The following is a 24,251-nucleotide window of genomic DNA, read 5'->3' on the forward strand; positions in this document are numbered from 1 at the left end:
TTCAGGAGTCACTATGAAAGCCATAAAAACAGCCAGTAAAACGGCTTACTACAAAATGAGCAGCTTTATATTCCTGTATTTCTTCACCTGGTCTTCAAGCTTCGGGCTATATGCCTTGTGGCTGGGGCAAAAAGCCGGACTCGACAGTGTCAGTATCGGTACCGTGTTTGCCGTTAACGGCGTGTTCGCGGTGATCATGAAGCCGGTTTACGGCTATATCATGGACAAAATCGGCATGAGCAAATCTCTGCTGTACTTTGTCGTGCTGGTTTCCGCCCTCATGGCACCGTTCTTTATTTTCGTTTATCAGCCCCTGCTGGACAGCCATCTGATGCTCGGGATTATCGTCGGTGCGCTGTATCTGAGCCTCGGCTGGTACGCCGGTGTCGCAGCATCCGAATCTTACGCCGACCGCTTCAGCCGCCTGTATCACATGGAGTTCGGGCAGGTCCGCATGTGGGGTTCGCTGGGCTGGGCGCTGGCCGCGTCGTTCTCCGGCGTGCTGTTTAATCTCTCCCCGGCCTGGAACTTCGGGCTGAGCAGCGCCACCTCGCTGGTCATGCTGGCGGTGCTGTTGTCGCTGAAAATCGGTGATGAAGAACTCAAAGATAACGACGTGATTTCACAACAAAAGATCGTGTTCAGCGATGTGATTTTACTGCTCAAAAACCGCAAGTTCTGGATGTTCTCGCTCTATGTCGCCGGTGTGGCGTGGATGATGTTTGTCGCCGAACAGCAATTTTCACGTTATTTCGTCACCTTCTTCGACACTAAAGAGCAAGGCAACGCCTGGTACGGTTATCTGAGCACCGTGCAGTCCGGCCTCGAATTCCTGATGATGATGGTGATCCCTTTCCTGGTGAATTATTTCGGCGCCAAGAAAAGCCTGCTGCTGGTCGGTGCACTGGTGGGATTACGCCTGATTGCCTCCGGGCTGACCAACGATCCGCTGCTGATTTCCATTATCAAGCCGTTCTACGGGCTGGAAATCGCGCTGCTGCTGGTGTCAGTGTTTAAGTACATCGCCGAGCATTTCAGCAAACGCGTCAACGCCACCATGTATCTGCTGGGCTATCAGGCCATGATTTATGTCGGCTCGATTGTGGTCGCCCCTCCTGCTGGTTACTTCTACGACCGCATCGGTTTTGAACACACTTATCTGATTATGGGCGGTATCGCACTGTGCTTTACGCTGATTTCCGCCTTCACGTTATCGGCCTGCCACAGCCTGCGCTCAGGCACACCCGTACCGGCTGAACAGGTTGAAGTTGAAACTATTGGAATGGAAAGGGAGAAGGTATGACTATCACCATCGCGAAAGAGACGTTGTTACCCGTGGAACTGAATCAGCTGGATAAGATCGCCTTTGCACAAAAAATGCAGCGCGCGCGCCAGACGGTGCTCAGCAAAATTTCCCGCAATCTGGAGAAGTTCGGCAATAAGTTCCCGGCGGAAACCTGCGAAAACGGCCATTACCCGCTGACAGAGAATGTGGAGTGGACCACCAGTTTCTGGACCGGTCAGCTATGGCTGGCATGGGAAATGACCGGCGATGATCGTTACCGGCTGGCGGCAGAAAAACAGGTCACGTCGTTTGGTAACCGTATCGCCAACCGCATTGATACCGCGACGCATGACCTCGGTTTTCTCTACAGCCTCTCATGCGTCAGCGCGTATAAACTGACCGGCAACCGGCAGGCGCGCGGTTTTGCACTCCTCGCAGCTGAAGCGCTGATGGAGCGTTTTAATACCCAGGCGAAAATCATTCAGGCGTGGGGCGATTTAAATGACCCGGAACAGGCTGGCCGCATGATTATCGACTGCAATATGAATCTGCCTTTATTGTACTGGGCGAGTGAGCAAACCGGTGAACCGCGTTTCGCCGAGGCTGCCCGCGCCCATGCAGAACAGGCGGCGAAATATATTGTCCGCCCGGACGCCTCGACCTATCACACCTATTACATGGATACCGTGACCGGCGAGCCGCGTTTTGGTAATACGCATCAGGGATATGCTGATGACTCCTGCTGGTCACGGGGTCAGGCCTGGGGCATCTACGGTTTTCTGCTCAGCTATCGTTATACCGGCGATGCAGATCAGGTTGAGCTGTCACGGCGTCTTGCGCATTATTTCCTTAACCGCTTACCGGAAGACGATGTCTGCCACTGGGATCTTGCACTGCTTGGCACCAATGCCGTTCGCGACAGTTCGGCTGCGGCTATTGCGGTCTGCGGCCTGCTGAGTCTGGCCACCGCGCTGCCAGCCACCGATGATAAACGTGCGTGCTATGAAGAAATGGCGCTGCGCATGATGGACTCACTGACTGAGAATTATCTTACCGGTGATCAGGAGGATTGTGACGGTTTGCTTAAGCATTCTGTCTATCACATGGCGAGCGGTAAAGGCGTAGATGAGTGTTGCAGCTGGGGGGACTATTTTTATGTCGAAGCGCTGACACGCGTGACGCAATGCTGGCAGTCCTACTGGTAATCTCTGTGACGCAGTGTTTACGCACTGCGTCCGCTTTTCCTGCCATTTTCATTCGTGAATTGTTTTTAAGCATACGCAGGGTTATCAGCATATTGTTATGTCTTCAAGAGTGTTACTGTAACATCATAATCAATTAGCTTTTCTTCTATGTCCTTACATCCATTAAGAATAGTCTTAATTCGAGTCATTTTTTTGTTCAGTCACAAAATAAATTGTGACATAAACCAAATTTACCAAACCCCTTCCTACCTCTTACGGGGTAAAAAAATCACTTCCAACCGGACAGATTTCATGCAAAAAGTAGAGTCAGCATGCAGTTTGTGCCTTTTGTGCTGACACCAAAGAATCCAATCATTATGCAGAACAGGGATGTCCTATGGGGACTTACTATGCAAACGATAATCTTGGATCCATGCCGGTATACGCGTCTCGGATTGCAACAATTTCTCGCCAGTGAACAAGACATCAGTTACGTCAGCCATTTTGAGCAGCTTCTCAATGGTTGCAGCAAACTGAATCCTTCCCTTGTTTTTATTAACGAGGATTGCATATCGCCTCATTCAGGTAATAAAGAGCGTCTGGGAGAACTGATCACCGAATACCCTGATACGCTGTTTTTTATTTTTATGTCCCGTACGCGTATTCATTTTGAAGAGTATATTTTTGTGCGTAAGAACGTGATTATCACGTCGAAATCCATTAAGGCCGATACCCTTAAGCAGTTAATCAATCATCCGTTATTGCCGCAGTCGCAGGATCCTGCCAGCAGCGGAATGCTCGATACCCGGCCCGTGATGCTCAGCCGTTCTGAATCAGCGATGCTCAAGATGTGGATGTCCGGCAACGGTACCATTGAAATATCCGATAAATTACAAATTAAAACCAAAACGGTGTCTTCCTATAAGGGAAATATTAAAAGGAAAATAAAATCACCGAATAAACATATTATTTATCACGTCGTCCGTTTATGTGATCAGCTTACCAACGGCATCTACGTCAATTAACCCCCCGCCCCTCTCTTTCGGCCTCCTGCTACAGGCTACGCAACGGTGTGGCCTGTAGAAATCGTCGTTAATCTCTGAAAATGAGATCTCCGCCACAAATATAAACTGAATCCCTGCGCCGGAATGCCGATGACACCCTATGGCGTTTTTTTCGTCAAGGCCGGACTTGCCCGCTGGCAATGCCTTTATCGCTGTCACTGACCGCCCGGAACAGGCGGTATACAGGATCAATTGAGCGGAACAAAATAAAATGGATACTCCTACACAGTTAACGACCAGAACCTCCTTTATCAGCAATATTCGCCTTGTTACCCTGATTAGCCTGATTCTTACCGGGATCCTTTTCCTTTTTGCTGTGTCCATCGGCACCTCCGGTTTCTTTCTGAAGCAAAGTAATGCCGCGCTGGCAAACGCCACCCAGGAGCTGCAAATCCGTCTGGCGCTTTCCAACAGTTCAAACCATCTGCGTACCGCACGTTTGCTGTTGATTCAGGCCGCTGCAGCCGCGCGTATTGGCGATCAGGATGTGTTTAGCCAAAACCTGAAGGACGCTGCCAGCCGCATTAAACAGTCACAAACCTCGTTTGATATGTATATCAACCGGCCAAATAAAACCGATAAAGATCGGGCGCTCGATGAACCGCTGAAAAAAGCCTACGACGCCTATCTGACTCAGGGCATGGCGCCGATGCTGGAATCGGCCAAACAGGCACATTTCGAAGAAGTGATTTCTCAGGAAGCAGAAACAGTACGTGGCCTGGATCTCGCCAATAACGTCCCGCTGCTGGCGGCGATTGCCTATCGCACCCAAACCGCTAACACCATCAATGATAAAGCGCAGCGCAATGCCGTGCTCGGTTATACCCTGATGGGCGGCGGGTTCCTGCTGGCGCTGGTCCTGACCTTCATCACTTATCTGGTCATGCGCAAAGTGATTATTCATCCGCTGAACCGGATGGTGATGCGCATTCAGAAAATTGCCGAGGGAGATCTGACGCAGCCCACCCGGGCACATGGCCGGAATGAAATCGGCGTACTGAGTAACAACGTAGATCAAATGCAACGCTCGCTGGCGTCAACGGTGCTGACCGTACGTGAAGGCGCGGTGTCTATTTATCAGGGGTCGACAGAAATTGCTTCGGGCAATACCGATTTATCATCGCGAACTGAACAACAGGCGGCGGCACTGGAAGAAACGGCTGCCAGCATGGAACAGCTGACGGCGACGGTGAAACAGAACTCCGAAAACGCCCACCACGCCAGCAAACTGGCCGCCGACGCCTCCAATAAAGCGCAAAAAGGCGGGAATATTGTGGCGGAGGTTGTCAGTACCATGGATAAGATTTCCCGCAGTTCGACCAAAATTGCTGAAATCACCAATGTGATCAACAGCATCGCTTTCCAGACAAACATTCTGGCGCTCAATGCCGCCGTGGAAGCGGCACGCGCCGGTGAACAGGGGCGCGGATTTGCGGTGGTGGCCAGCGAAGTGCGCAGCCTGGCACAACGAAGTGCACAGGCAGCGAAAGAAATCGAAGCGCTGATTGAAGAATCCGTCGATTACGTCGGCGAAGGCAGCATTCTGGTGGGCGATGCAGGTGACACGATGTCAGAAATTGTCACCGCGGTCAGCCATGTGACGGACATCATGGGCGAAATCGCTTCCGCATCGGATGAACAAAGTCGTGGGATCAGTCAGGTCAGCCAGGCGGTGTCGGAAATGGATGGTGTCACACAGCAAAACGCCTCACTGGTGCAGGAAGCCTCAGCGGCGGCCGCGTCACTGGAAGAACAGGCCGCGCGCCTGACACAGGCTGTCGCGGTGTTCCGTCTGGATGGCAACACACGCAGTGCGCAGCCACAGTCCCCGGCATCATCCCGCGCCCTGCCCGGCCCGGCTTCCCGTTCGTCAAAAGGGGTGAACGATGAGCCGAACTGGGAAACGTTCTGATAGTCGCGTCAGCGTTATTCCTGACGGGCAATAAATAAAAAAATACCGGTGGCAAACCTTCTGCCCCGGTATTTTTTTATTCGTAGCGGATGTAGCGTAAACGTTATTCAGAACCTTCACGTGGTTCGACAAACGTGCCGTCTTTGGTGTCGCCTTCATTGAAGAACCAGATGCCCGCCGGATATTCCTCCAGCGAAACCAGATACATGACGCCTTCGTAAAATTCCTCTACGGCTAATACTTTACCTTCGCGGCGCGGCCCGCCGTCGGTTTTCACTGTCACAAGATCATTAACTTTCATCAGGTTATCCCATGGTTTTCAATTATGATTATTGTAGTACAGACCACCGCACAAAGGCATGGCATGAAAGGAAAGATAATGCGAAACGGTAAAATACCCCTGCGGGACTCCTTTTCATTTTCTTAACGAATTGAAGCAAGAATCCTGACTTTCATTTTCTCTATACTGGCGGTGTGCTTACCCCCCGAGGAAGTACATAATGAATGTCATAAGAAATATTTTGCCCGCCGTTATGCGGGCTTTTTTTTATCTTTTTGCCAGAGACCGCCGGATAAAACAGCAGACGCTCGCAGAAATGACAAACGGCGTATCAACGATACGGTTAACTGATAAGCGGTTAATGACAAACAACAGACGTAAAAAAACCCGCGCATGCGGGTTTTTGTCATCTGTACTTTTATCGCTGAAACAGCGGTAAAGTAAGATTAGATAGCGGTAACGTTAGCCGCAGACGGACCTTTAGCACCGTTCTCGATAGTGAACTGTACGTTCTGGCCTTCAGCCAGGGTCTTGAAACCTTGATCCTGGATAGCGGAGAAGTGTACGAACACATCTTTGCTGCCGTCAGCAGGAGTGATGAAGCCAAAGCCTTTAGACTCGTTAAACCACTTAACCTGACCTTTCATCATTGACATAAGAATTACCTTTTAAAAATAAATTTCGCCACCATGGGCATGTTATAGCCGGATTTCAGTCGTTACTTATGGAGGCACTAAGAAGGAAATTCGTCAGAGCAGGGTTATCATGGATAACGCTTTAAATTGGAACAACTTTACTCAGGATGTCGTGCATAAATAGGTCTGTACCACAGGCCGGTATGTATTTACTCATGACTGCCCTTTAATAGCAACTCTTTTTAATGCAATGCTGCGGTAAAGCGCGAAATTAGTCTAATTTTGTACCGAACAGTTCAATAGATGTACAGTTATCAGGCTATTTTTCAACAGGTTGTGGTTTATCGGCCGCTAAGACCGCTCCGCAATGTGCGCAAAATTTTGCATCTATTTCATGGCCAGAATGCAGACAAGTCTGACAAGAACGGGCAGCACGCCCTTTTTCCAATTCCTGCGACATATAAGCCGTTAAAATCCCGGTCGGCACGGCAATGATCGAATACCCCAGCAGGATCAGCACCGACGCAAGCATTCTTCCCAGTGCAGTATGCGGTGTAATGTCCCCGTATCCGACCGTCGTCAGCGTCACCACGGCCCAGTAAACAGACGCGCCCAGCGACGTAAATCCGCCGTTGCCGCCTTCGGCAGCAAACATCAGCCCGCCGAAAAGACAAAGAATAATGGCGACAAAGCCAAAGAAGATGCAGAGCTTACGTTTCGCACGCATCAGGCTGCGCCATAAAACCCCGGCGTCGCTCATGTAGCGCAATAATTTCAGTACCCGCAGCACACGTAAAATTCTCAGCAGGCGGATGAGGATCTCCAGATTCCCCGCCCCCGCGAAGGAAGGCAGCATCCACAGGATGTACATGGGCAGAATGGTGCAGAGATCGATAATGCCGAAAAAACTCACCGGATAACGGGTTTTGCGCGGCGAACAGACCACCCGTAAGACGTATTCCACCGTAAAAAGCGCGGTAAACCCCATTTCGACCAGGCCGAACAACGGGATGATATTGGGTGTCGCCGGAAACAAGTCATATGCACTGGATTCGATAAACAGCAGCAGAACGCTGAGCAGTGACGCCAGGATCCAGAATATTTCCATCCGGCGGCCGCTGCGGGTGCGGTGTTCAAATAAAAGGGCATAACAGCGGCGTCGGGCTGACGCAAAAAAGCGGTAATCCTGAGACATAACCGGCACCAGCAAAAAGGAATTATGGCAAGAATAGACGCTTTTCATCGCCCGCGCCTGCGGACAAAAAGTCCAAAAAAAACGCCGGTCGCACAAGGTATTGGTGAAATACACTGTGCGACCGGCGTTGACTGACGGCACGGAGAATTAATCCATTAATTCAGACACCGCGTGACGAACATATGCCGTGATTTGCGCGACGTCGTCTGCGTCTGCACTGCCGCCGCCAATCGACCGCACGGTATTCTCCAGATGGCCGATATCCTGTTCAACTTTCTTGGCAATCTGCACTTTAACAATAGTGTCGACTGAAGAGATAAAAGCCCGCATGACGGCTTTCAGCGCGAAAATCTCACCGAAAGAATCGTACGCAGGTTTGTCAGAGGCCGCTGGTTGAGCAACCCGTGGTGGCAAGTTTTTCAGCCTGTCCACATGTTCAATCATCAGATCCATGTCTCTGATGAGTTCGTCAAAACTCTTAGCCACTGGTTTTCCTTCGCCCGGCGAAAGGCAGCAGGATACCACCGCGCTTTCAAGCCGAGAAGTCACAGAAACGTGTAAAGAGTAAATTTCGCCACAATGCGCCCGCCCTGCCGTGTTCTTCAACAGAGAGAGTCGTAAGCCGGACAGGCACATCAGGTCGCTATTTAGCTGCTTATTTAATCAACGCAGCGCAATACGGCCTTTCAGGCGTTTTTCAATGACGCCATATCAACAACAAAGCGGTATTTCACGTCGCTTTTCAGCATGCGTTCGTACGCGCCGTTGATGTCCTGCATGTCAATCATTTCCACATCACAGGAAATGTCATGCTCAGCACAGAAATCCAGCATTTCCTGGGTTTCAGCGATACCACCGATCAGGGAACCGGCGACGGTTTTGCGGCCCATAACCAGTTTGCCGCTGTGCAGCGCAGGCTCGACTGGCTCAATCAAACCGACCAGAATATGGGTACCGTCACGTTTGAGCGTGTCCAGATACGGGTTCAGATCATGTGGATTAGGCACGGTGTCCAGGATGAAATCGAAGTGGCTTTTTACCGCGGCCATTTGTTTTTCATCAGTAGACAGCACCACGTGGTCCGCGCCCAGACGGTAAGCTTCCTGCTCTTTGCCTTTGGAACGGGTGAACAGCGTCACGTCTGCGCCCAGTGCTTTGGCAAATTTCAGGCCCATGTGACCCAGACCGCCCAGGCCCACCACAGCCACTTTGTGACCTTTACCGATTTTCCAGTGTTTCAGCGGAGAATACGTGGTGATACCGGCACACAGCAGCGGTGCAGCAGATTTGATGTCCAGTTTTTCAGAAACACGCAGAACGAATTTTTCTGAAACCACGATTTGTTCGGAATAACCGCCGTAGGTCATCATATTGTCATGACGATCATGGCTGTTATAGGTCATGGTAGCGCCTTCTTCACAGTACTGTTCCAGGCTTTCCGCGCAGGATTCACAATGCTGACAAGAATCGACCATACAACCGACACCGACGGTATCGCCCACTTTGAAGCCAGAGACTTTCGCGCCAACCTGTTTCACACGTCCGATAATTTCATGCCCCGGAACCATCGGATAAATGCTTTGATGCCATTCATTACGCGCCTGGTGGATGTCAGAGTGGCAAACACCGCAGTACAGAATGTCGATCACAACGTCGGTATCACGCGGGTCACGGCGAACAAAATTATGAGGCGCAAGAGGCGCATCCGCTGAAAGTGCAGCGAAACCACGAACGTTAAGCGTCATTTTTATCTCCTGATTGGATTACGGAATACTTCATGCCCGCAGAAAAGGCAGGCACCGCAAAATTATGACGCTTTAAGATGACTTACTGATATAACGATCCTCGCCATTACTTGCCTGAATCTGTTTATTTCAGGATTTTCAGGCGGGATTGTGCAGAGACTAAACAGTGGCACTTTGCCCGCAAAGCGCCACGTTTTAAGAAAGGATTAAATCAGACCCGCTTCTTTCAGTTCGCTTTTCAGATAAGCGTAATAGATAGGTGCAGCGACCACGCCGGGTATGCCAAACGCCGCCTCGAAGATCAGCATCGCCAGTAAAACCTCCCAGGATTTCGCCTTGATGCGACTGCCAACAATGCGGGCATTCAGGAAGTATTCCACTTTGTGGATGATGATCAGATACGCCAGCACCAGCGCGCCGACCCACAGCGACAGCGACAGGCCGACGATGAAAATCAGCGTATTCGAAATCAGATTACCGATAACCGGCAGCAACCCGCAGACGAAGGTCACGACAACCAGCGTTTTTGCCAGCGGCAGATGAATGCCGAACAGCGGTAAAATGCCAAACAGGAAAATACCTGACAGCACGGTATTGATCAGGGAAATCTGGAACTGCGCAAAGACCACGTTACGGAAGGCTTCGCCCAGCAAATGCATCCGCTGCAACAGCTCCTTTTTCAGCGGGGCGTTCAGTTCGCCCTTGCGCGGCTGCTGAAGCGAGATAATCGCGCCGAGGATCATACCGATAATCATGGTCAGGAAAACGTGGGCAGCATTCTTGCCAACGGCCTGAATCATCACGATATGTTCACGCAGCCATTGCAGGAAACTGCGCTGCAACTCTTCAATATTCGCCGGTAAATAATGCAGTAATACCGGCGATAAACGGCTTTGTGCGTCAGTCAGCAGATGCGAGACCATGGCGTTAAACGCCACCGGATTACGCATATCCTCCATCAGAAAATCCGCAATGCCCGCAATCGCCAGCGTCAGACAACTGATCACCAGGGTCGCGATAATGGCCACCACCACCCAGCGGGCACGTTCGCCACTGATGATTTTTTGAAAGTACGGGGTAAGCGCATTGATGAGTTCAAACACTAAAAAACCGGCAATAAAGCATGCCAGTAAATGAAGAGGAAGAATCAGTAACAGCCCGCCCATCACAATCAACACACTGAGCCAGCGAATTTGATTCGATCTCATAATCTGCATTGCCTGTATCCTTAAATCTCTGTTCACCGGGCTTCGCCCTGACGTGGTCACATCATAGCACTGAACGCCGGCGCACAATCCTCCGGTAAGTTAAACAGTTAAGAAAATTTTGACTGGCGGGGAGGTTCTTTTATTATCCCCCTGAAAAAGTCGTAAAGAAAATCTGAGAGTCTGGAGAAAAGTATGTCTGAATTAATCCGCGATAAACTGAGCCTGCCTGCAGGGCACGATAAATTATTACTGCATTCCTGCTGCGCACCCTGCTCGGGCGAAGTGATGGAAGCCATTCAGGCATCGGGGATCGACTATACAATTTTCTTCTACAACCCGAATATTCACCCGCAGAAAGAATATCTTCTGCGCAAAGAAGAAAACATGCGATTTGCCGAACAGCATGGCATTCCTTTTATTGATGCAGATTACGACACCGATAATTGGTTTGCGCGGGCGAAGGGCATGGAAAATGAACCTGAGCGCGGCGTGCGCTGCACCATGTGTTTTGACATGCGTTTTGAACGTACGGCGTTATACGCCTTTGAACATGGTTTCAGCGCCATCACCAGTTGTCTGGGGATTTCCCGCTGGAAAGACATGAAGCAAATTACCGGCAGTGGCGAACGCGCGGCGGCGCCTTATCCGGGCATGGTTTACTGGGATTATAACTGGCGTAAAAAAGGCGGCTCTGCGCGCATGATTGAAATCAGCAAACGCGAACGCTTTTACCAGCAGGAATATTGCGGCTGTGTTTATTCCCTGCGCGACAGCAACTTACACCGTAAATCTCAGGGCCGGGACTTAATCAAACTCGGTGTGAAATATTACGGCGACGAAGACGGCGAATAACCCCGCCCCAGCCCCTCTCTTTTTGTTATACCCGTCCATCAGGCCGGGTTATTTATTCTGTTATTTCGCCCGCGCCCTGTCAGATACGCCAGTCACTATTTCCATACCAGTTATTTATTTCGTCAGAATGCTAAACATCAGATTCATAGAATAATTTCCTATGACCTCCCCTGCCTTTGCATCTTGCGTTCACCGTTAACGCTTGTTACTTTCCGCCTCACGCTTTTTATATACGCATTAATTCTAAGTAATAACACGCAGTTATTACCCGCGTATAGCGCTGTTCAGATCCATTAAAAATATAAAACAAACACAACATTATTGAGGGACAAAATATGTGGGTTTTAATTGGTATTCCGATCGTCGTGCTGGGTTTTGCACTGCGGTTTAATCCTTTATTAGTGGTGACCGTGGCCGGTATTTCTACCGGTCTGGCGGGCGGCATGCATACCATCGACATCATCAGCGCCTTCGGCAAAGCGTTCACCGATAACCGCTATATGGGATTGATCTGGCTGACACTGCCGGTGATCGCGATCCTCGAACGCAGCGGCCTGAAAGAACAGGCCCGTCATCTGATTTCCAAAGTGCATGCCGCCACTACCGGCCGTGTGCTGATGCTGTACTTCTTCCTGCGTCAGATGACCGCCGCACTGGGGCTTAACTCGCTGGGCGGTCATGCACAGATGGTACGTCCGCTGATAGCGCCGATGGCTGAAGCTGCGGCCACCACCAAATACGGCGATTTGCCTAATGATGTGCGACAGAAAATCCGTGCTCACGCGGCAGCCGCCGATAACGTGGCGGTGTTCTTCGGTGAAGACATTTTCATTGCCGTGCAATCTATCCTGCTGATCAAAGGTTTTCTGGAACAGTACGGCATTAACGTTGAACCGCTGCACCTGTCTGTCTGGGCGATCCCTACCGCCATTGCTGCGCTGATTATCCACTTTATACGGTTATGGCTGCTTGACCGCTCGCTGGCTAAACGCTTCGACGTTCATCACGGGAGTGCAGCGAAATGATTAACCTGCAGACTGTTTATATTCTTGCGGGCCTGATGTTCTGCGCCTATGCGTTCTTCAACGTGCGCGATAAAAGCCATTCCCGCCGTTATGTCAACGCGCTGTTCTGGGGCATTTACGGTGTCACTTTCCTGTTTGGCGCTGAATTGCCGCACTTCGTGACCGGCTGTATGGCGATTTTACTGGCGGTCATCGCCGGTAGCGGGAAACTGGGTAAAGGCAAATCAGACAGTGAGCAGCCCGGACAGGTCGAAAAACGCGAAGCAGGCGCCAAACGTTTTGGCAACAAACTGTTTATTCCTGCCCTGCTGATCCCGATTGTGACCCTGATCGGCACCCTGACGCTGAAATACACGCCGCTGGTGGAAGCCAAAAACGTGACGCTGATTTCGCTGGTACTCGGCACGCTGGTGGCCTTTATTGTGGCGCTGATTATGCTGCGTGATTCGCCGGTCAAAGCCGTGAAAGCGGGAGGACAGACGATGGATACCGTCGGCTGGGCGGCTATTCTGCCGCAGATGCTGGCCGCACTCGGCGCGCTGTTTGCGCTGGCGGGGGTCGGTGGCGTGGTATCTGAACTGGTCAAAAACATCATTCCGCTCGGCTCACCGCTGGCGATTGTGATTGCCTATACCTTCGGCATGGCACTTTTCACCATGATCATGGGCAACGGTTTTGCCGCCTTCCCGGTGATGACCGCGGGGATCGGGCTGCCACTCATCGTCAACCAGTTGGGTGGAAATCCGGCGATTATGGGCGCGATCGGCATGTTGTCCGGTTTCTGCGGCACCTTAATGACGCCGATGGCGGCCAATTTCAATATCGTGCCTGCGGCGTTGCTCGAATTGCAGGACAAGAATGGCGTGATTAAAGCGCAGTGGAAAACCGGTGTATTGCTGTTGCTGGTGAATACCGCGTTTATGTATTTCTTTGTGTTCCGTTTCTGATAAGGAAAGACGATGACGACGCAACAAAGTACCGCCCTGACGCCAGAGATGGCGTCCCGTTTTGCCTCACTGGCGCTGAATCATTTAACCCGTGAATTCCCGAACAAACTCATGCATGCCATGAGCAGCGCGGCAGATGCGCAAACGCCACGCCAGTTACATCCGGTCTTTTACGGCAGCTATGACTGGCATTCCTGCGTGCACGGATACTGGTTATTGCTGCGCCTGCTGGATCGTTTTCCGCAATTACCGGAAGCTGAAAAAATCATTGCGGTGATCGGCCAGCATTTCACGCCAGAAAACGTCGCCGGTGAAATGGCCTATCTGCAACAACCGCAACATGCCGGATTTGAAAGACCGTATGGCTGGGCGTGGTTTCTGGCGCTGAGCCAGCAATTGCATGAGATGGCATTGCCGCAGGCTGCTGAATGGGCAAAAACGCTGGCGCCGATGAGCCGGTTCTTCGAAAAGAGTTTTAGTGAGTTTTTGCCCAAAGCCACCTATCCCCTGCGGGTCGGCAGCCATTTTAACACCGCGTTTGCACTGGCATTAACGCTTGATTATGCGCGCTGCGTTAAGCATCACAAACTGGCAGAACTGATCGAAGAAACGGCGCTGTGCTGGCATCTGGAAGATGTGCATTGTCAGGCGTGGGAACCAGGCGGTGATGAATTCCTGTCACCCTCCCTGATGGAGGCTGAACTGATGCGGCGCGTTCTGCCGGGCGAAGCATTTGTGACCTGGTTTGGCCGTTTCCTGCCGGATCTGGCTCACAGTCAGCCTGCCACGCTTTTCACCCCCGCCACGGTCACTGACCGCAGTGACGGTAAAATTGGCCATCTGGACGGACTGAATCTCAGCCGCGCCTGGTGTCAGCGTTCGCTGGCCTCTGCGCTGCCAGCGGACGATCCGCGTGCGGCCTTGCTGCGCCAGACGGCAGAAGCCCATCTGCACAGCGCGCTGAACCATCTTGACAGCACCTACATGGGCGAACACTGGCTGGCGACCTTTGCCCTGTTGGCACTCGAAGCCTGACAGTCCTCTTCCTCTGTTCAGCCGCAGGGTTATCGTGAAATCGTTAGCGAATAATCCCGCGCGCTGAATCAAGGAAAAATGCATTGAAGTGGCACAGTAACGGATATTCCGCGCTGAGCTGCTCAATTTCCCCCTTCACCCGTTCCACCGATTCCGGCTGGTGATAAAGCAAATCGTACAGATAGCGGATGACATTTTGCTGCGCTTTGCCGGCCCGGCAAAATTCCGTTGCCTGCTCGTTTATCCCTTTCGGCACCGCGCGATTTCCCCCCGCTATCACAAAAGGCGGCACGTCCTGCACCACACAGGTATTAGCAAGGAGATGGACGCCCGTGCCAATAATACAAAACTGATGCACCGCGCTCAGGGCATCAATCCGGGCATCACTGCCTAATGAAACATGCCCCGCCAGAGCACTGTGTTCGCCGATAAACGTGGCATTTCCTATCTGACAGTCATGGCCGACATGCACGCCCCCTTCAAACACATTCAGGTGCCCGATCCGGGTCATACCACCGCCCTGCACGGTGCCGCGATGCAGTGTCACGTGGCGGCCAATGCGGTTTCCATTGCCGATTTCCAGCCCGGTGGGTTCTCCGGCGTATTTCAAATCCTGGCTGATCTCGCCAATGGATGAGCCCATGCCAATCTGGTTATCCGTGCCAATTTTGGTATTGCCGTTGATAACGACATGAGAAGAAATGTGTGTTCCTTCGCCGATTTGCACACCGGCGGAAATAAAGCAGAAAGGCCCGATAACCACTCGCGGGCCGATAATGACACCTGGCTCTATGATACTGCTGGCCGCAATTGTGGCCGAAGATGAAATCAACACGAACATCCTTCTGACAGCCAGCAGGCAGTCAGTAGTGAATTAAACCGGACAGGCATAATCAGGGAAAGATCAAAATGAGCGGAGGGAAACGCACTCAGAGAGGTTTAAACAAGGGGAGTGTTTCGTTGAACATCCGCATCGCTACACGGCACAGCATAAGGCTTCAGGATCGAAAAGGCGGTCTCTTATATTTTTTTTATTTTCTGAACCTTTTCGGAAACGCTGCATAATGAAAATTATATGACAGGTAGATTAAGGCTTTCTTAAGCTTGGATGAATATTCTATTGGATATTCATTTCTATACGTTATGTTTCCTTCACATCAACGCTGCTACCACCACCCTGTTGGGAGTTTTCATTGCGCTCTATATTTCCGAAGATTAGCTACTTTACGCTGACTTTACTGCTGACCCTGTATTTTACCTTTATCGTTAATCTGCCGATTTTGCTGCATTTTTATCACATCTTACATGCACTGCCCGCGTACAACCTGGCTTTTGCCCTGAGCATTCCGGTTGCGCTGTTTGCCGCACTGAACTTTGTGTTCACCCCTTTCAGCTTTCGTCCATTGCTTAAGCCGTTCTTTATTATCGTGCTGCCGGTCAGTGCCCTCGCCAGTTTTGCGATGATGACCTTCCAGGTCGTATTTGATCGCGGCATGATCGAAAATATTCTCGAGACGCAATCGGCTGAAGCGTCGTCTTACCTGAATCTGAAAGTGATACTGTGGTTTGTCTTCACCGGCGTTTTGCCCGCTATTTTGCTTTTCCTGACACCGGTCAGCTATGAAAAAACGCCGTTACGCCGTCTCGGTGTCCGTCTGGTGTCGATGGTGATTTCATTGCTGGTGGTTGCCTCCATTGCCGGGATTTTTTACAAAGATTACGCCTCTGTGGGCCGTAACAACCGCACCCTGAATCTGGAAATTGTGCCGACAAACTACCTCTACAGCGCGTTCCAGTACATCAATCACCGTTACTTCACGCCGAAAATGCCGTTCCAGACTATTGGCAACGATGCAAAACTGGTGCAGCAACCGGGGCAGAAACCAAATCTGGTGTTCCTGGTGATTGGGGAAACCGCGCGGGCGCAAAATCAGTCATCTGAGGGTTACGCCAAACCGACTAATCAGTACACACAGGCTATTCCTGACGTGGTGTTCTTTAATAAAATGACGTCATGCGGCACGGCAACGGCGATTTCTGTGCCGTGCATGTTCTCGAATATGAAGCGCACCCGCTACGACGCCAACCGCGCCCGTAACAGTGAAGGCTTGCTGGATATCCTGCATAAAGCCGGTGTTTCGGTGTTCTGGAAAGACAATGATGAAGGCTGCAAAGGCGTATGCGACCGTGTGCCGAATATCACCATCGATACAAAAAAAGACGGTAAATACTGTGATGGCGATACCTGCTACGACATGGCGCTGATGCAGAATATCGATGACGACATCAAACCTGACGGCAAAAATACGCTGATTGGCTTACATCTGATCGGCAGCCACGGCCCGACGTACTACAAACGCTATCCGCAGGAATTCCGTAAGTTTATGCCTGACTGCCCGCGCAGCGATATTGAAAACTGTTCTCAGGAACAACTGGTGAATACCTACGATAATACCCTGCTTTACACGGATTACACGGTGTCGCAGGTGATTGAGAAGGCGAAGCAGTATCAGGATAAGTACAACGTGGCCGTGATTTATCTTTCTGACCATGGCGAATCGCTGGGTGAAAATGGCCTGTATTTGCACGGCACGCCTTACAGCGTGGCACCGGCGCAACAGACACACGTGCCGATGCTGTTCTGGTTATCCAGCGGTTATGTGAAAGCGCAGGGAATTGATCTGCAATGCCTGAAATCGTATGCCGTGAACAAAGACGTTTCACAGGATAACCTGTTCCACACCGTGCTGAGCGCGATGGACGTGCAAACCTCGGAACGTGATCCGCAACTGGATATTCTGGCAGCCTGTCGTACATCACAAAGGTAATCACGCCCCTGTTGAAACGGTTTGCTGCCAGAACGTTATGGCAGCAAACCGCACTCCGTCAGAATGCTTTTTGCCAGCGTGCTGACCGTTTTATCAAACCGCTCAGATTCATTATCCATCACCATATACAAAGCCGTTTGCCGCACCGTTCTGGCTGATAATTCCAGTCGGCGGAGCAAACCGCTCTCCAGCGCTTTTTCCACACTTTCCAGCGGCAGCCAGCCGTACCCCACGCCCACCGCAATGGCTTCCATCGCGGCCCCGACGGTGGTGAATGTCCAGCTGGCAACAGGGCCGGATGACACATTTTCTGCACGCGGCGCGTGCCGGTCGGCCACGCTAATCAGCGGAAAACGCGCCAGATCCTGCGCAGTCAGCGGAACGGTGAGGCTCATCAGCGGATGATCGCTTTTGGCCACCGGCACAAAATCCACGTCGAGCAGGAAGCGCCCCTGTATCGCATTTTCCGGTGCCAGTGTGGTGATGTATAAATCCGCTGATCGTTCATTTAATTGCTTAAGGCTTTCGCCGCGCAGAATTTCTGTCAGATGAACACGGGTATCGGGAAACTGCTGCTGAAAATTTTTGAGTGCGCGAAACAGACGGTATTTGGGAAAGACACTGTCGACAACCAGGCTCAGTTCGGTGCGCGTCCCGTCTTTCAGCCCGGCGGCACGGTGCTCAAGTTGCAAAAAGGCGGAAATCAGCGGCGTGGCCTGCATCAGCAACGCCCGCCCCTGTTCCGTCAGCGTCGCTTTACGGCCATGAATCTCCAGCAACGGCAGACCGAGACGTTCCTGTAACCCACTCAGGGCATAACTGACGGAAGACTGACTGCGGTTCAGTACCTCTGCGGCCTGCGCGTAACTTCCTTGTTCAATCACCGTTTGTAATACCACCCACTGCTCAAGTGTGGTGCGTGGAAGTGCCATATTTTTACTCCCTTTAGGTAAAACACATCTAAATTTTAGATTATTTCCATCTGAAATCAGCGTTTTTTTATCAATTTTTTAGCGCGTAATATTCTCCTCATCGAAACAAAACATTTCACCTGTTACTGCATTAAGGAGAATTACCATGAGCAACTTTGATAAACATGACCTGAGCAATTTCATCGGCAAACACGTTGTTTACACTTACGACAACGGCTGGAATTATGAAATCTATGTGAAAAATGCCGAAACGCTGGATTACCGCATCCATAGCGGGCTGGTCGGTAACCGCTGGGTGAAAGACCAGAAAGCCTATATCGTGCGTGTGGCTTCTGATGTGTACAAAATTTCCTGGACAGAACCGACCGGTACAGATGTCAGCCTGATTGTAAATCTGGGCGACAACGTGTTCCACGGCACCATTTTCTTCCCACGCTGGATCATGAACAATCCGGAAAAAACCGTGTGCTTCCAGAACGAACATATTCCATTGATGAATGCTTACCGCGATGCCGGACCCGCTTATCCGACTGAAGTCATCGACGAATTCGCCACCATTACCTTCGTCCGTGACTGCGGCGCTGACAATGACACTGTGATCGACTGCGCTGCCAGCGAGTTACCGGCTAACTTCCCGGACAATCTGCGTTAATCGTTAACCCGCAGACATAAAAAAACCGCAGTCCGTCATGACTGCGGTTTTTTTCATGAATACCGTTTCAGGGGGACAGGAACATCAGCGCGCCAGCGTTTTCAGCAGCGTCGCATTGAATCTTTCCGGTTCTTCCATCTGCGGTGCGTGGCCCAGACCTTTAAACTCAATCAGTTTCGCGTGCGGAATAAGCTTCGCAACCTGTTTACCCAGCACGTTGTAATGACCGATTTTTGCTTTTACCGCAGGCGGCGCAATATCGCTGCCGATGGCTGTGGTGTCAGCCGTGCCGATCATCAGCGTGGTCGGTACACGCAGGTTTTTGAATTCGTAAAAGACCGGCTGCGTGAAAATCATGTCGTATATCAGTGCCGAGTTCCAGGCCACCAGTTTATGCCCCGGCCCGTTGTTCAGCCCTGCCAGCATATCGACCCAGCGGTCGTATTCCGGTTTCCACTTATTCACGTAATAGGTTTTGAGTTCGTACTGCCTGATGCTGTCCGCCGAGGTTTTCAGCTCACGGTCGTACCACTGATCGACGGTACGATACGGCACGCCCTTAGCTTTCCAGTCTTCCAGACCAATCGGGTTCACCAGCACCAGTTTCGACACTTCCGGCGCATACATCAGGCTGTAGCGCGTCGCCAGCATACCGCCGGTCGAATGCCCGACAATCACCGCTTTGGTAATCTTCAGACTTCTAAGCAAATCATGCGTGTTGGTTGCCAGTTGCTGGAAACTGTACTGGTAATGCGAAGGTTTGGTCGACGAACAGAACCCGACCTGATCGGGCGCGATAACCCGGTAGCCTTTACTGACCAGCGCCGAAATAGTGTCACCCCAGGTCGCGGCACAGAAATTCTTGCCATGCATCAGCACCACGGTCTGACCATTTTTATGCCCGGTGGGCGGCACATCCAGATACCCCATTTGCAGCGGGGCACCCTGAGAATTAAAAGAGAATTGTTTCAGCGGGAACGGATAATCAAATCCCTGCAATTGCGGACCGTAAGAAGGCGCATCGGCAGCCATTGACGCGCCGGAGAAGGAGAACGATAAAACAGCAGCACAAAAGAGCAATTTAAAACGGGGAAGCATGGGGTTGTCCTGGTGGTGTTCACGGAACAGACGGCGTAAAGCCTTATGCTACAAACTTTACGCCGTCAGGAAAACCACTTAACGCAGGCTGATTCAGTCTTTCGATTGCAGAATGTAACGGTAAATCAAACCGCCCACCACGCCACCGGCCAGCGGCATCAGCCAGAACATCCACAGTTGCTGAACCGCCCAGGTGCCCTGGAATAATGCCACCGCCGTGCTGCGCGCCGGGTTAACCGAGGTGTTGGTCACCGGAATACTGATGAGATGGATAAGGGTGAGTGCCAGACCAATCGCAACCGGAGCAAACCCCGCAGGCGCACGTTTGTCGGTTGCGCCGTGAATAACAATCAGGAACACGGCGGTCAGCACACCTTCACACACCATCGCTGCGGCCAGGCTGTAGCCGCCCGGTGAGTGCTCACCATAGCCGTTAGAGGCAAAACCACTGCCTGTTGCATCAAAGCCCGCATGGCCGCTGGCAATGACATACAACACAGCCGCTGCGGCGATCCCGCCAAGAACCTGTGAAATGATATAAGGCACGACATCCGTAGCCGGAATACGACCACCCGCGAATAAACCTAATGTCACCGCCGGATTAAAATGACCGCCAGAAATATGGCCGACCGCAAAGGCCATCGTTAATACGGTCAGACCAAATGCCAGTGCGACACCGGCAAACCCGATACCCAGACCAGGAAAGCCCGCAGCGATAACCGCGCTGCCACAGCCTCCGAAGACCAGAACGAAAGTGCCGATAAACTCGGCAGATAATCTCCTGAACATAACAGCCCCTTGCATTATCAACTTAAAATTTAACTTTCAACCACTTGAAATGGCCGCCATAAAAAGAAAAACAGGATAATACACCGACTACTTTTAATTAAAACTAGAAATAGTTAAGCACTGAAATATTCATAATGCGAATCAAAAGTACAGTAATCTGCGATGTGTATTTGGCGTCACAGGTTAACCCACATGACCTGCCGACCGGCTCATCGCACGCTGATGTTGTGGCGTTAATACAAATCCAGGCCTTGTATTTCTCAGGCCCGTATTAAGACCGGGGATATTTTCCGGGAAAGCGCTCCAGTGTTGCGGTTGCGACGTTTTTCGTGAACGAAAATAGTCACGCCACTCTGCTTCTGTATCTGCGACAGTCCAGTCACCCCCGTCAACGATGGCAACCGGGAAAGGACCGGGTCTGGCAACAACGCCTAAGTAACCCTGACTTTTTTCAACGTGTTGTCGCTCTTCCTGCCACATATAAGGCACAAAATTATTTTGTGCGCCGTGCCGGACAGCATTCATATGAGTTGCTTCGGCAGGACGGGAAGGATCTACTGCTGCAATATTTTTATTGATTGCATGACGAATGCCAATTTCATCCTCGCTTCCTACTGCCGGAGCCACGCCGCTGTTTTTTAATACAATATCGTGCATGTCATAATCCCCGGTATAAGGAACAATACGTTTTGCTTTAATATTATCCCTGAACCGAGTCAGATCTTCCTGGCGGGATAAGTCCAACGTAAATACCTCATCTCTTGCTTTTTCAAGATTATGAACCCAAATCCCCGAGACCGTACCTGCTGCGCCTCCCCAATGCCCGACCAGACCTATCAGCCCTGCATTTTTTGCATTTTCCAGCATCTGGGCCGAATCCTCTCCGTAAACTGCATTTACAGACTTATCTTTTATCGTTTTCTCGAGGATATTATGCCCCTTAGCCGCCGCACCGTTATTCAGGGCATCTATGGTATAGGTACCGGATTCCCTGAAACTCAATATCGCATTGTTCTCCCGGGCGGCTGATTCTATCGGTGCCATATGCGCCTCGGTGACAAACTCACGCATAACACGTTGCCGTGCCTCTGCGCCGGTGGTTATCAGACCACCGGTATCGCATTGAGTAATGGGATTGTTTTGCACCATTCTGAAAAGGTTGAGTCCGTCGATTTCCCTGGCCGGATCCGATGCCGTCCAGCGGCATAGCCACGGCGCATAATAACGGTGTCCGTAGTAATACAACCCCGTGCTGTCACGCTCTTTACCGGAATAACGCACCGTTTTATAAGCCGCTTCAGTCTCATTGCGGGTCGCCCATACCGCCGTGCCACCGAACGGATAATATTCCTCCCGGCTGATGATCTGGCCGGTTTCATCTAATTCCAGCTGTAAGGAACCGATGTTGTCATCCACGCTGTAGCGAACCCGGTTGTTTCCGAGCCCCGTCGGCAGCCCCTTCACCCAATGCAGCGCTTGTATCTGGCTGCGCCCTGCCTGAGTGATCACCACCTCGAGTTGCTCACGGTATGCTGGCTGACTGCTGACACCGTTAATCAGCGTCTCCTGCCAGATGTTGCGCAACTCCAACCCCGGCAGGTAGCGCACCTCACTGACTGTCCATAACCCGCTGCCCGCATTCGTCAGAGTGCGGGTCTGTTTACGTACCCTTATCCCGTCGCGGTACTGGTATATCTCGCGGTCATTCTGTTCGATATCCGTGCTGCTGCGGCTTAACAGCGTCACCGTCTGCAACTGATTATTCGCGTCCCACATCAGCGGGTCGATAGCGTTGGTGTAACCGCTGGCGGGCTTCCCCCCCTCCGTTTGCAATGTTTTCAGTTGCCCGCCTGGCATAAACCAGTTATCCCAGTTTATTGTCGCTGGCGTCAGGGTATTGCTACTGTCCTGGCGGATGCTGCGGTTTGATGTCAGACCGGTGACCATATTCATCGTGCTGTTCACCGCCCCAGCGTGTTTCAGGGTGTTCAGGTTTCCGCTGTCGTCATACGTGTAGTTGCGCGTGTAAGACACATGCTGGTCATCAACCGCAGGCAGATGACTGTCCTGCGCACCGTGCGAAGCGTTTTCACGCCCGGTTGCACTGACAAGCTGATACAAGGCGTCATAGGCAAATTCCCGGACTCCGTCTGTGCTCTGGTTACTGAACCAGGCTGTACTGACGGTGGAATCATTCACTTGAGTAATGTTTCCTGCCGGGTCGTAAATGTACTTCAGCGACTGTAAGCGAGAGGCATCACTGTCCCGTGTGGTGGTGATTTCACTCAGGCGCAAGGTCGCCGCATCATAACTGCAGGTGGTCGTCACCCCGTTACCGGTATGGCTGGTCAACACCTGTCCTGCAGCGCTTATTGTCATCCCTGTCAGCAGCGGTACGGGGGACTGTCCTTTCAGTTGCAAAGTCTGTGTCAGTATTGCACCACTGACATCACAGGTGACACTGACGGCATGTCCGCAGGCGTCGGTCTGTTTGACAGACACTCCCAGCGCATCCGCTTGCAGCGTGGTGGTATAGACCGTTTCTTCCAGCAGAGCCAGCCGTCCGGCATTATCGTCCGGCCAGTCCGGCAAAACGTCAGCCTCCCTGAGTAAAGTCTGAGAAGATGAAAGGGTCGCGCCGCTGAGTGCGATGCTGCTGAGGGTGAGCAGACCGCCTGCATCGTACCGCCTGACACACACACCGCGCAGGTTTCTGCTCTGCGGATCCGGCGTTTGCGGATCACTGTCGCCATACACCATTACGGCGGAGGTGGTGATCGCCGTGGAACCACCGCGTTGCTGTTTAACCGACTGCGTCCGACCCGATTCATCATATGCCCACTGCAGGGTGTTACCTGCTGCATCACGGGACCAAACCGGGCGACCTTCAGCATCAAACATCATGGCATTCTGGCCACTGTCAGCACTGTCGCGTCGCAAAGGCTGGCCATTTAGCGAAATGAAGGTGGTAAGATTCGGCGCAGCAGCAGACTCAGCCTGCCAGGCAATAAACAGACGCGGGTCCCGCGCACAGGCGGTGAGTGAATCATTTGCCACCAGACAGTGGGTAACCAGCAGACTGGCAGCATCGCCCGTGCGCGAGCGGTTCCAGTTGAGGGTTCGTATCGTGATGCCACGGTTATCATTAATATTGATGACCGGTGTTTCGGAAAAAATACTATCAGCCATGAAATTACTCCTTAGAAATTTAAGGCAGAAATCCTCAGTTGGTTCCCCTAAACATTATTTCAAAAACTGCCCCTCTGTTCCGGGAAATTTTCTTTACAAAAAACATTAACAAAATTCAAATAACATGATTTTTATAAAACTTATTTCCCGGTGCTTACACGACCCTATTTTTAATGACTAATAAAACTGAATAACCTTCTAAAAACACCGCTAACAAAAGAAGTAAAACGATTCCACAAACCTTTATTATTCGGAGCTGGAGCTGACCATGGTATGAATGGCGCAAAACCTGCAGTATTTTTGCCCCTGATGCGTGTCCGGTCGGTCGCACAGTAGCAATGCCTGTCAGCGCCACACTATCTAAACGTATTATTTGAGCCAGGCATTAGCAGCCTC

General features: G+C 51.5%; 21 protein-coding genes. 10 read left to right on the forward strand and 11 right to left on the reverse strand.

The features are described 5' to 3' along the window. Window positions 1–13 precede the first annotated feature (13 nt). From DXU84_RS12190 to DXU84_RS12205, 4 genes are all read left to right on the forward strand, one after another. Entirely contained in the window at window positions 14–1,303 is a 1,290-nt protein-coding gene (locus DXU84_RS12190) for an oligosaccharide MFS transporter (RefSeq protein WP_013575252.1), read from the forward strand. Further along, window positions 1,300–2,490, forward strand: coding sequence for a glycoside hydrolase family 88 protein (locus tag DXU84_RS12195; protein ID WP_015689857.1), 1,191 nt, complete (start codon window positions 1,300–1,302; stop codon window positions 2,488–2,490). Before DXU84_RS12190 ends, DXU84_RS12195 begins: the two co-directional genes overlap by 4 nt. Window positions 2,491–2,879: 389 nt before the next feature. Further along, a complete protein-coding gene (gene rcsA, locus DXU84_RS12200) occupies window positions 2,880–3,494 on the forward strand; it encodes a transcriptional regulator RcsA (protein WP_015689856.1) in 615 nt (204 codons plus the stop codon). Window positions 3,495–3,744: 250 nt separating this feature from the next. Then, on the forward strand, window positions 3,745–5,445 hold the full coding sequence (locus tag DXU84_RS12205; protein ID WP_112151872.1) for a methyl-accepting chemotaxis protein: 1,701 nt from the start codon (window positions 3,745–3,747) through the stop codon (window positions 5,443–5,445). A gap of 103 nt (window positions 5,446–5,548) precedes the next feature. On the opposite strand, the gene dsrB is transcribed toward DXU84_RS12205, so the two are convergent. From dsrB to DXU84_RS12235, 6 genes are all read right to left on the reverse strand, one after another. Continuing rightward, window positions 5,549–5,746: a protein DsrB gene (gene dsrB, locus DXU84_RS12210; RefSeq protein ID WP_013575248.1), complete on the reverse strand. Its 198-nt coding sequence runs from the start codon at window positions 5,744–5,746 to the stop codon at window positions 5,549–5,551. 425 nt (window positions 5,747–6,171) lie between these two features. After that, window positions 6,172–6,381, reverse strand: coding sequence for a transcription antiterminator/RNA stability regulator CspE (gene cspE / locus DXU84_RS12215; protein ID WP_013575246.1), 210 nt, complete (start codon window positions 6,379–6,381; stop codon window positions 6,172–6,174). A gap of 298 nt (window positions 6,382–6,679) precedes the next feature. Then, window positions 6,680–7,603 carry a potassium channel family protein gene (locus tag DXU84_RS12220; RefSeq protein WP_013575245.1) on the reverse strand — a complete coding sequence of 308 codons (924 nt, stop codon included), beginning with the start codon at window positions 7,601–7,603 and terminating at the stop codon, window positions 6,680–6,682. A 99-nt stretch (window positions 7,604–7,702) separates the two neighbouring features. Then, entirely contained in the window at window positions 7,703–8,041 is a 339-nt protein-coding gene (locus tag DXU84_RS12225) for a hypothetical protein (RefSeq protein WP_013575244.1), read from the reverse strand. 200 nt (window positions 8,042–8,241) lie between these two features. Beyond that, window positions 8,242–9,300, reverse strand: coding sequence for an NAD(P)-dependent alcohol dehydrogenase (locus DXU84_RS12230; protein WP_015689853.1), 1,059 nt, complete (start codon window positions 9,298–9,300; stop codon window positions 8,242–8,244). A gap of 206 nt (window positions 9,301–9,506) precedes the next feature. Beyond that, entirely contained in the window at window positions 9,507–10,517 is a 1,011-nt protein-coding gene (locus tag DXU84_RS12235; RefSeq protein ID WP_013575242.1) for an AI-2E family transporter, read from the reverse strand. A gap of 183 nt (window positions 10,518–10,700) precedes the next feature. Here DXU84_RS12235 and DXU84_RS12240 point away from each other — a divergent pair, with 183 nt between their 5' ends. The 4 genes from DXU84_RS12240 to DXU84_RS12255 all read left to right on the forward strand — a co-directional run bounded on the left by DXU84_RS12240 (window position 10,701) and on the right by DXU84_RS12255 (window position 14,367). Further along, window positions 10,701–11,360 (forward strand): epoxyqueuosine reductase QueH, encoded by a 660-nt coding sequence (locus DXU84_RS12240; RefSeq protein ID WP_112197698.1) that lies wholly within the window; start codon window positions 10,701–10,703, stop codon window positions 11,358–11,360. 335 nt (window positions 11,361–11,695) lie between these two features. Beyond that, a complete protein-coding gene (locus tag DXU84_RS12245; protein WP_013575240.1) occupies window positions 11,696–12,385 on the forward strand; it encodes a DUF969 domain-containing protein in 690 nt (229 codons plus the stop codon). Next, a complete protein-coding gene (locus DXU84_RS12250) occupies window positions 12,385–13,332 on the forward strand; it encodes a DUF979 domain-containing protein (protein WP_370461771.1) in 948 nt (315 codons plus the stop codon). The genes DXU84_RS12245 and DXU84_RS12250 overlap by 1 nt, the downstream gene beginning before the upstream one ends. 12 nt (window positions 13,333–13,344) lie before the next feature. Next, on the forward strand, window positions 13,345–14,367 hold the full coding sequence (locus tag DXU84_RS12255) for a DUF2891 domain-containing protein (protein ID WP_153375858.1): 1,023 nt from the start codon (window positions 13,345–13,347) through the stop codon (window positions 14,365–14,367). A 43-nt stretch (window positions 14,368–14,410) separates the two neighbouring features. Here the strand turns inward: DXU84_RS12255 and lpxA are convergent, their stop codons facing one another. Then, window positions 14,411–15,199: an acyl-ACP--UDP-N-acetylglucosamine O-acyltransferase gene (lpxA, locus tag DXU84_RS12260; protein WP_041673215.1), complete on the reverse strand. Its 789-nt coding sequence runs from the start codon at window positions 15,197–15,199 to the stop codon at window positions 14,411–14,413. Between the two features lie 361 nt (window positions 15,200–15,560). On the opposite strand from lpxA, the gene DXU84_RS12265 reads away from it, so the two are divergent. After that, window positions 15,561–17,195, forward strand: coding sequence for a phosphoethanolamine transferase (locus DXU84_RS12265; RefSeq protein ID WP_121019404.1), 1,635 nt, complete (start codon window positions 15,561–15,563; stop codon window positions 17,193–17,195). 35 nt (window positions 17,196–17,230) lie between these two features. Here the strand turns inward: DXU84_RS12265 and DXU84_RS12270 are convergent, their stop codons facing one another. After that, a complete protein-coding gene (locus DXU84_RS12270; protein WP_112197703.1) occupies window positions 17,231–18,127 on the reverse strand; it encodes a LysR family transcriptional regulator in 897 nt (298 codons plus the stop codon). A 145-nt stretch (window positions 18,128–18,272) separates the two neighbouring features. On the opposite strand from DXU84_RS12270, the gene DXU84_RS12275 reads away from it, so the two are divergent. Next, a complete protein-coding gene (locus tag DXU84_RS12275; RefSeq protein ID WP_013575234.1) occupies window positions 18,273–18,779 on the forward strand; it encodes a phenolic acid decarboxylase in 507 nt (168 codons plus the stop codon). 84 nt (window positions 18,780–18,863) lie between these two features. Here DXU84_RS12275 and DXU84_RS12280 read toward each other — a convergent pair whose 3' ends face one another. The 3 genes from DXU84_RS12280 to DXU84_RS12290 form a co-directional block, all read right to left on the reverse strand. Then, on the reverse strand, window positions 18,864–19,877 hold the full coding sequence (locus DXU84_RS12280) for an alpha/beta fold hydrolase (protein ID WP_153375860.1): 1,014 nt from the start codon (window positions 19,875–19,877) through the stop codon (window positions 18,864–18,866). Between the two features lie 93 nt (window positions 19,878–19,970). Beyond that, the gene (aqpZ, locus tag DXU84_RS12285) at window positions 19,971–20,666 is read right to left on the reverse strand and encodes an aquaporin Z (protein ID WP_015689848.1); all 696 of its coding nucleotides are present in this window, start codon (window positions 20,664–20,666) and stop codon (window positions 19,971–19,973) included. A 183-nt stretch (window positions 20,667–20,849) separates the two neighbouring features. Next, a complete protein-coding gene (locus tag DXU84_RS12290; protein WP_153375862.1) occupies window positions 20,850–23,855 on the reverse strand; it encodes an RHS repeat-associated core domain-containing protein in 3,006 nt (1,001 codons plus the stop codon). Window positions 23,856–24,251 lie beyond the last annotated feature (396 nt).

It is taken from the genome of Rahnella sp. RcJ3, assembly GCF_009498575.1.
Classification (GTDB): Bacteria; Pseudomonadota; Gammaproteobacteria; order Enterobacterales; family Enterobacteriaceae; genus Rahnella; species Rahnella aceris.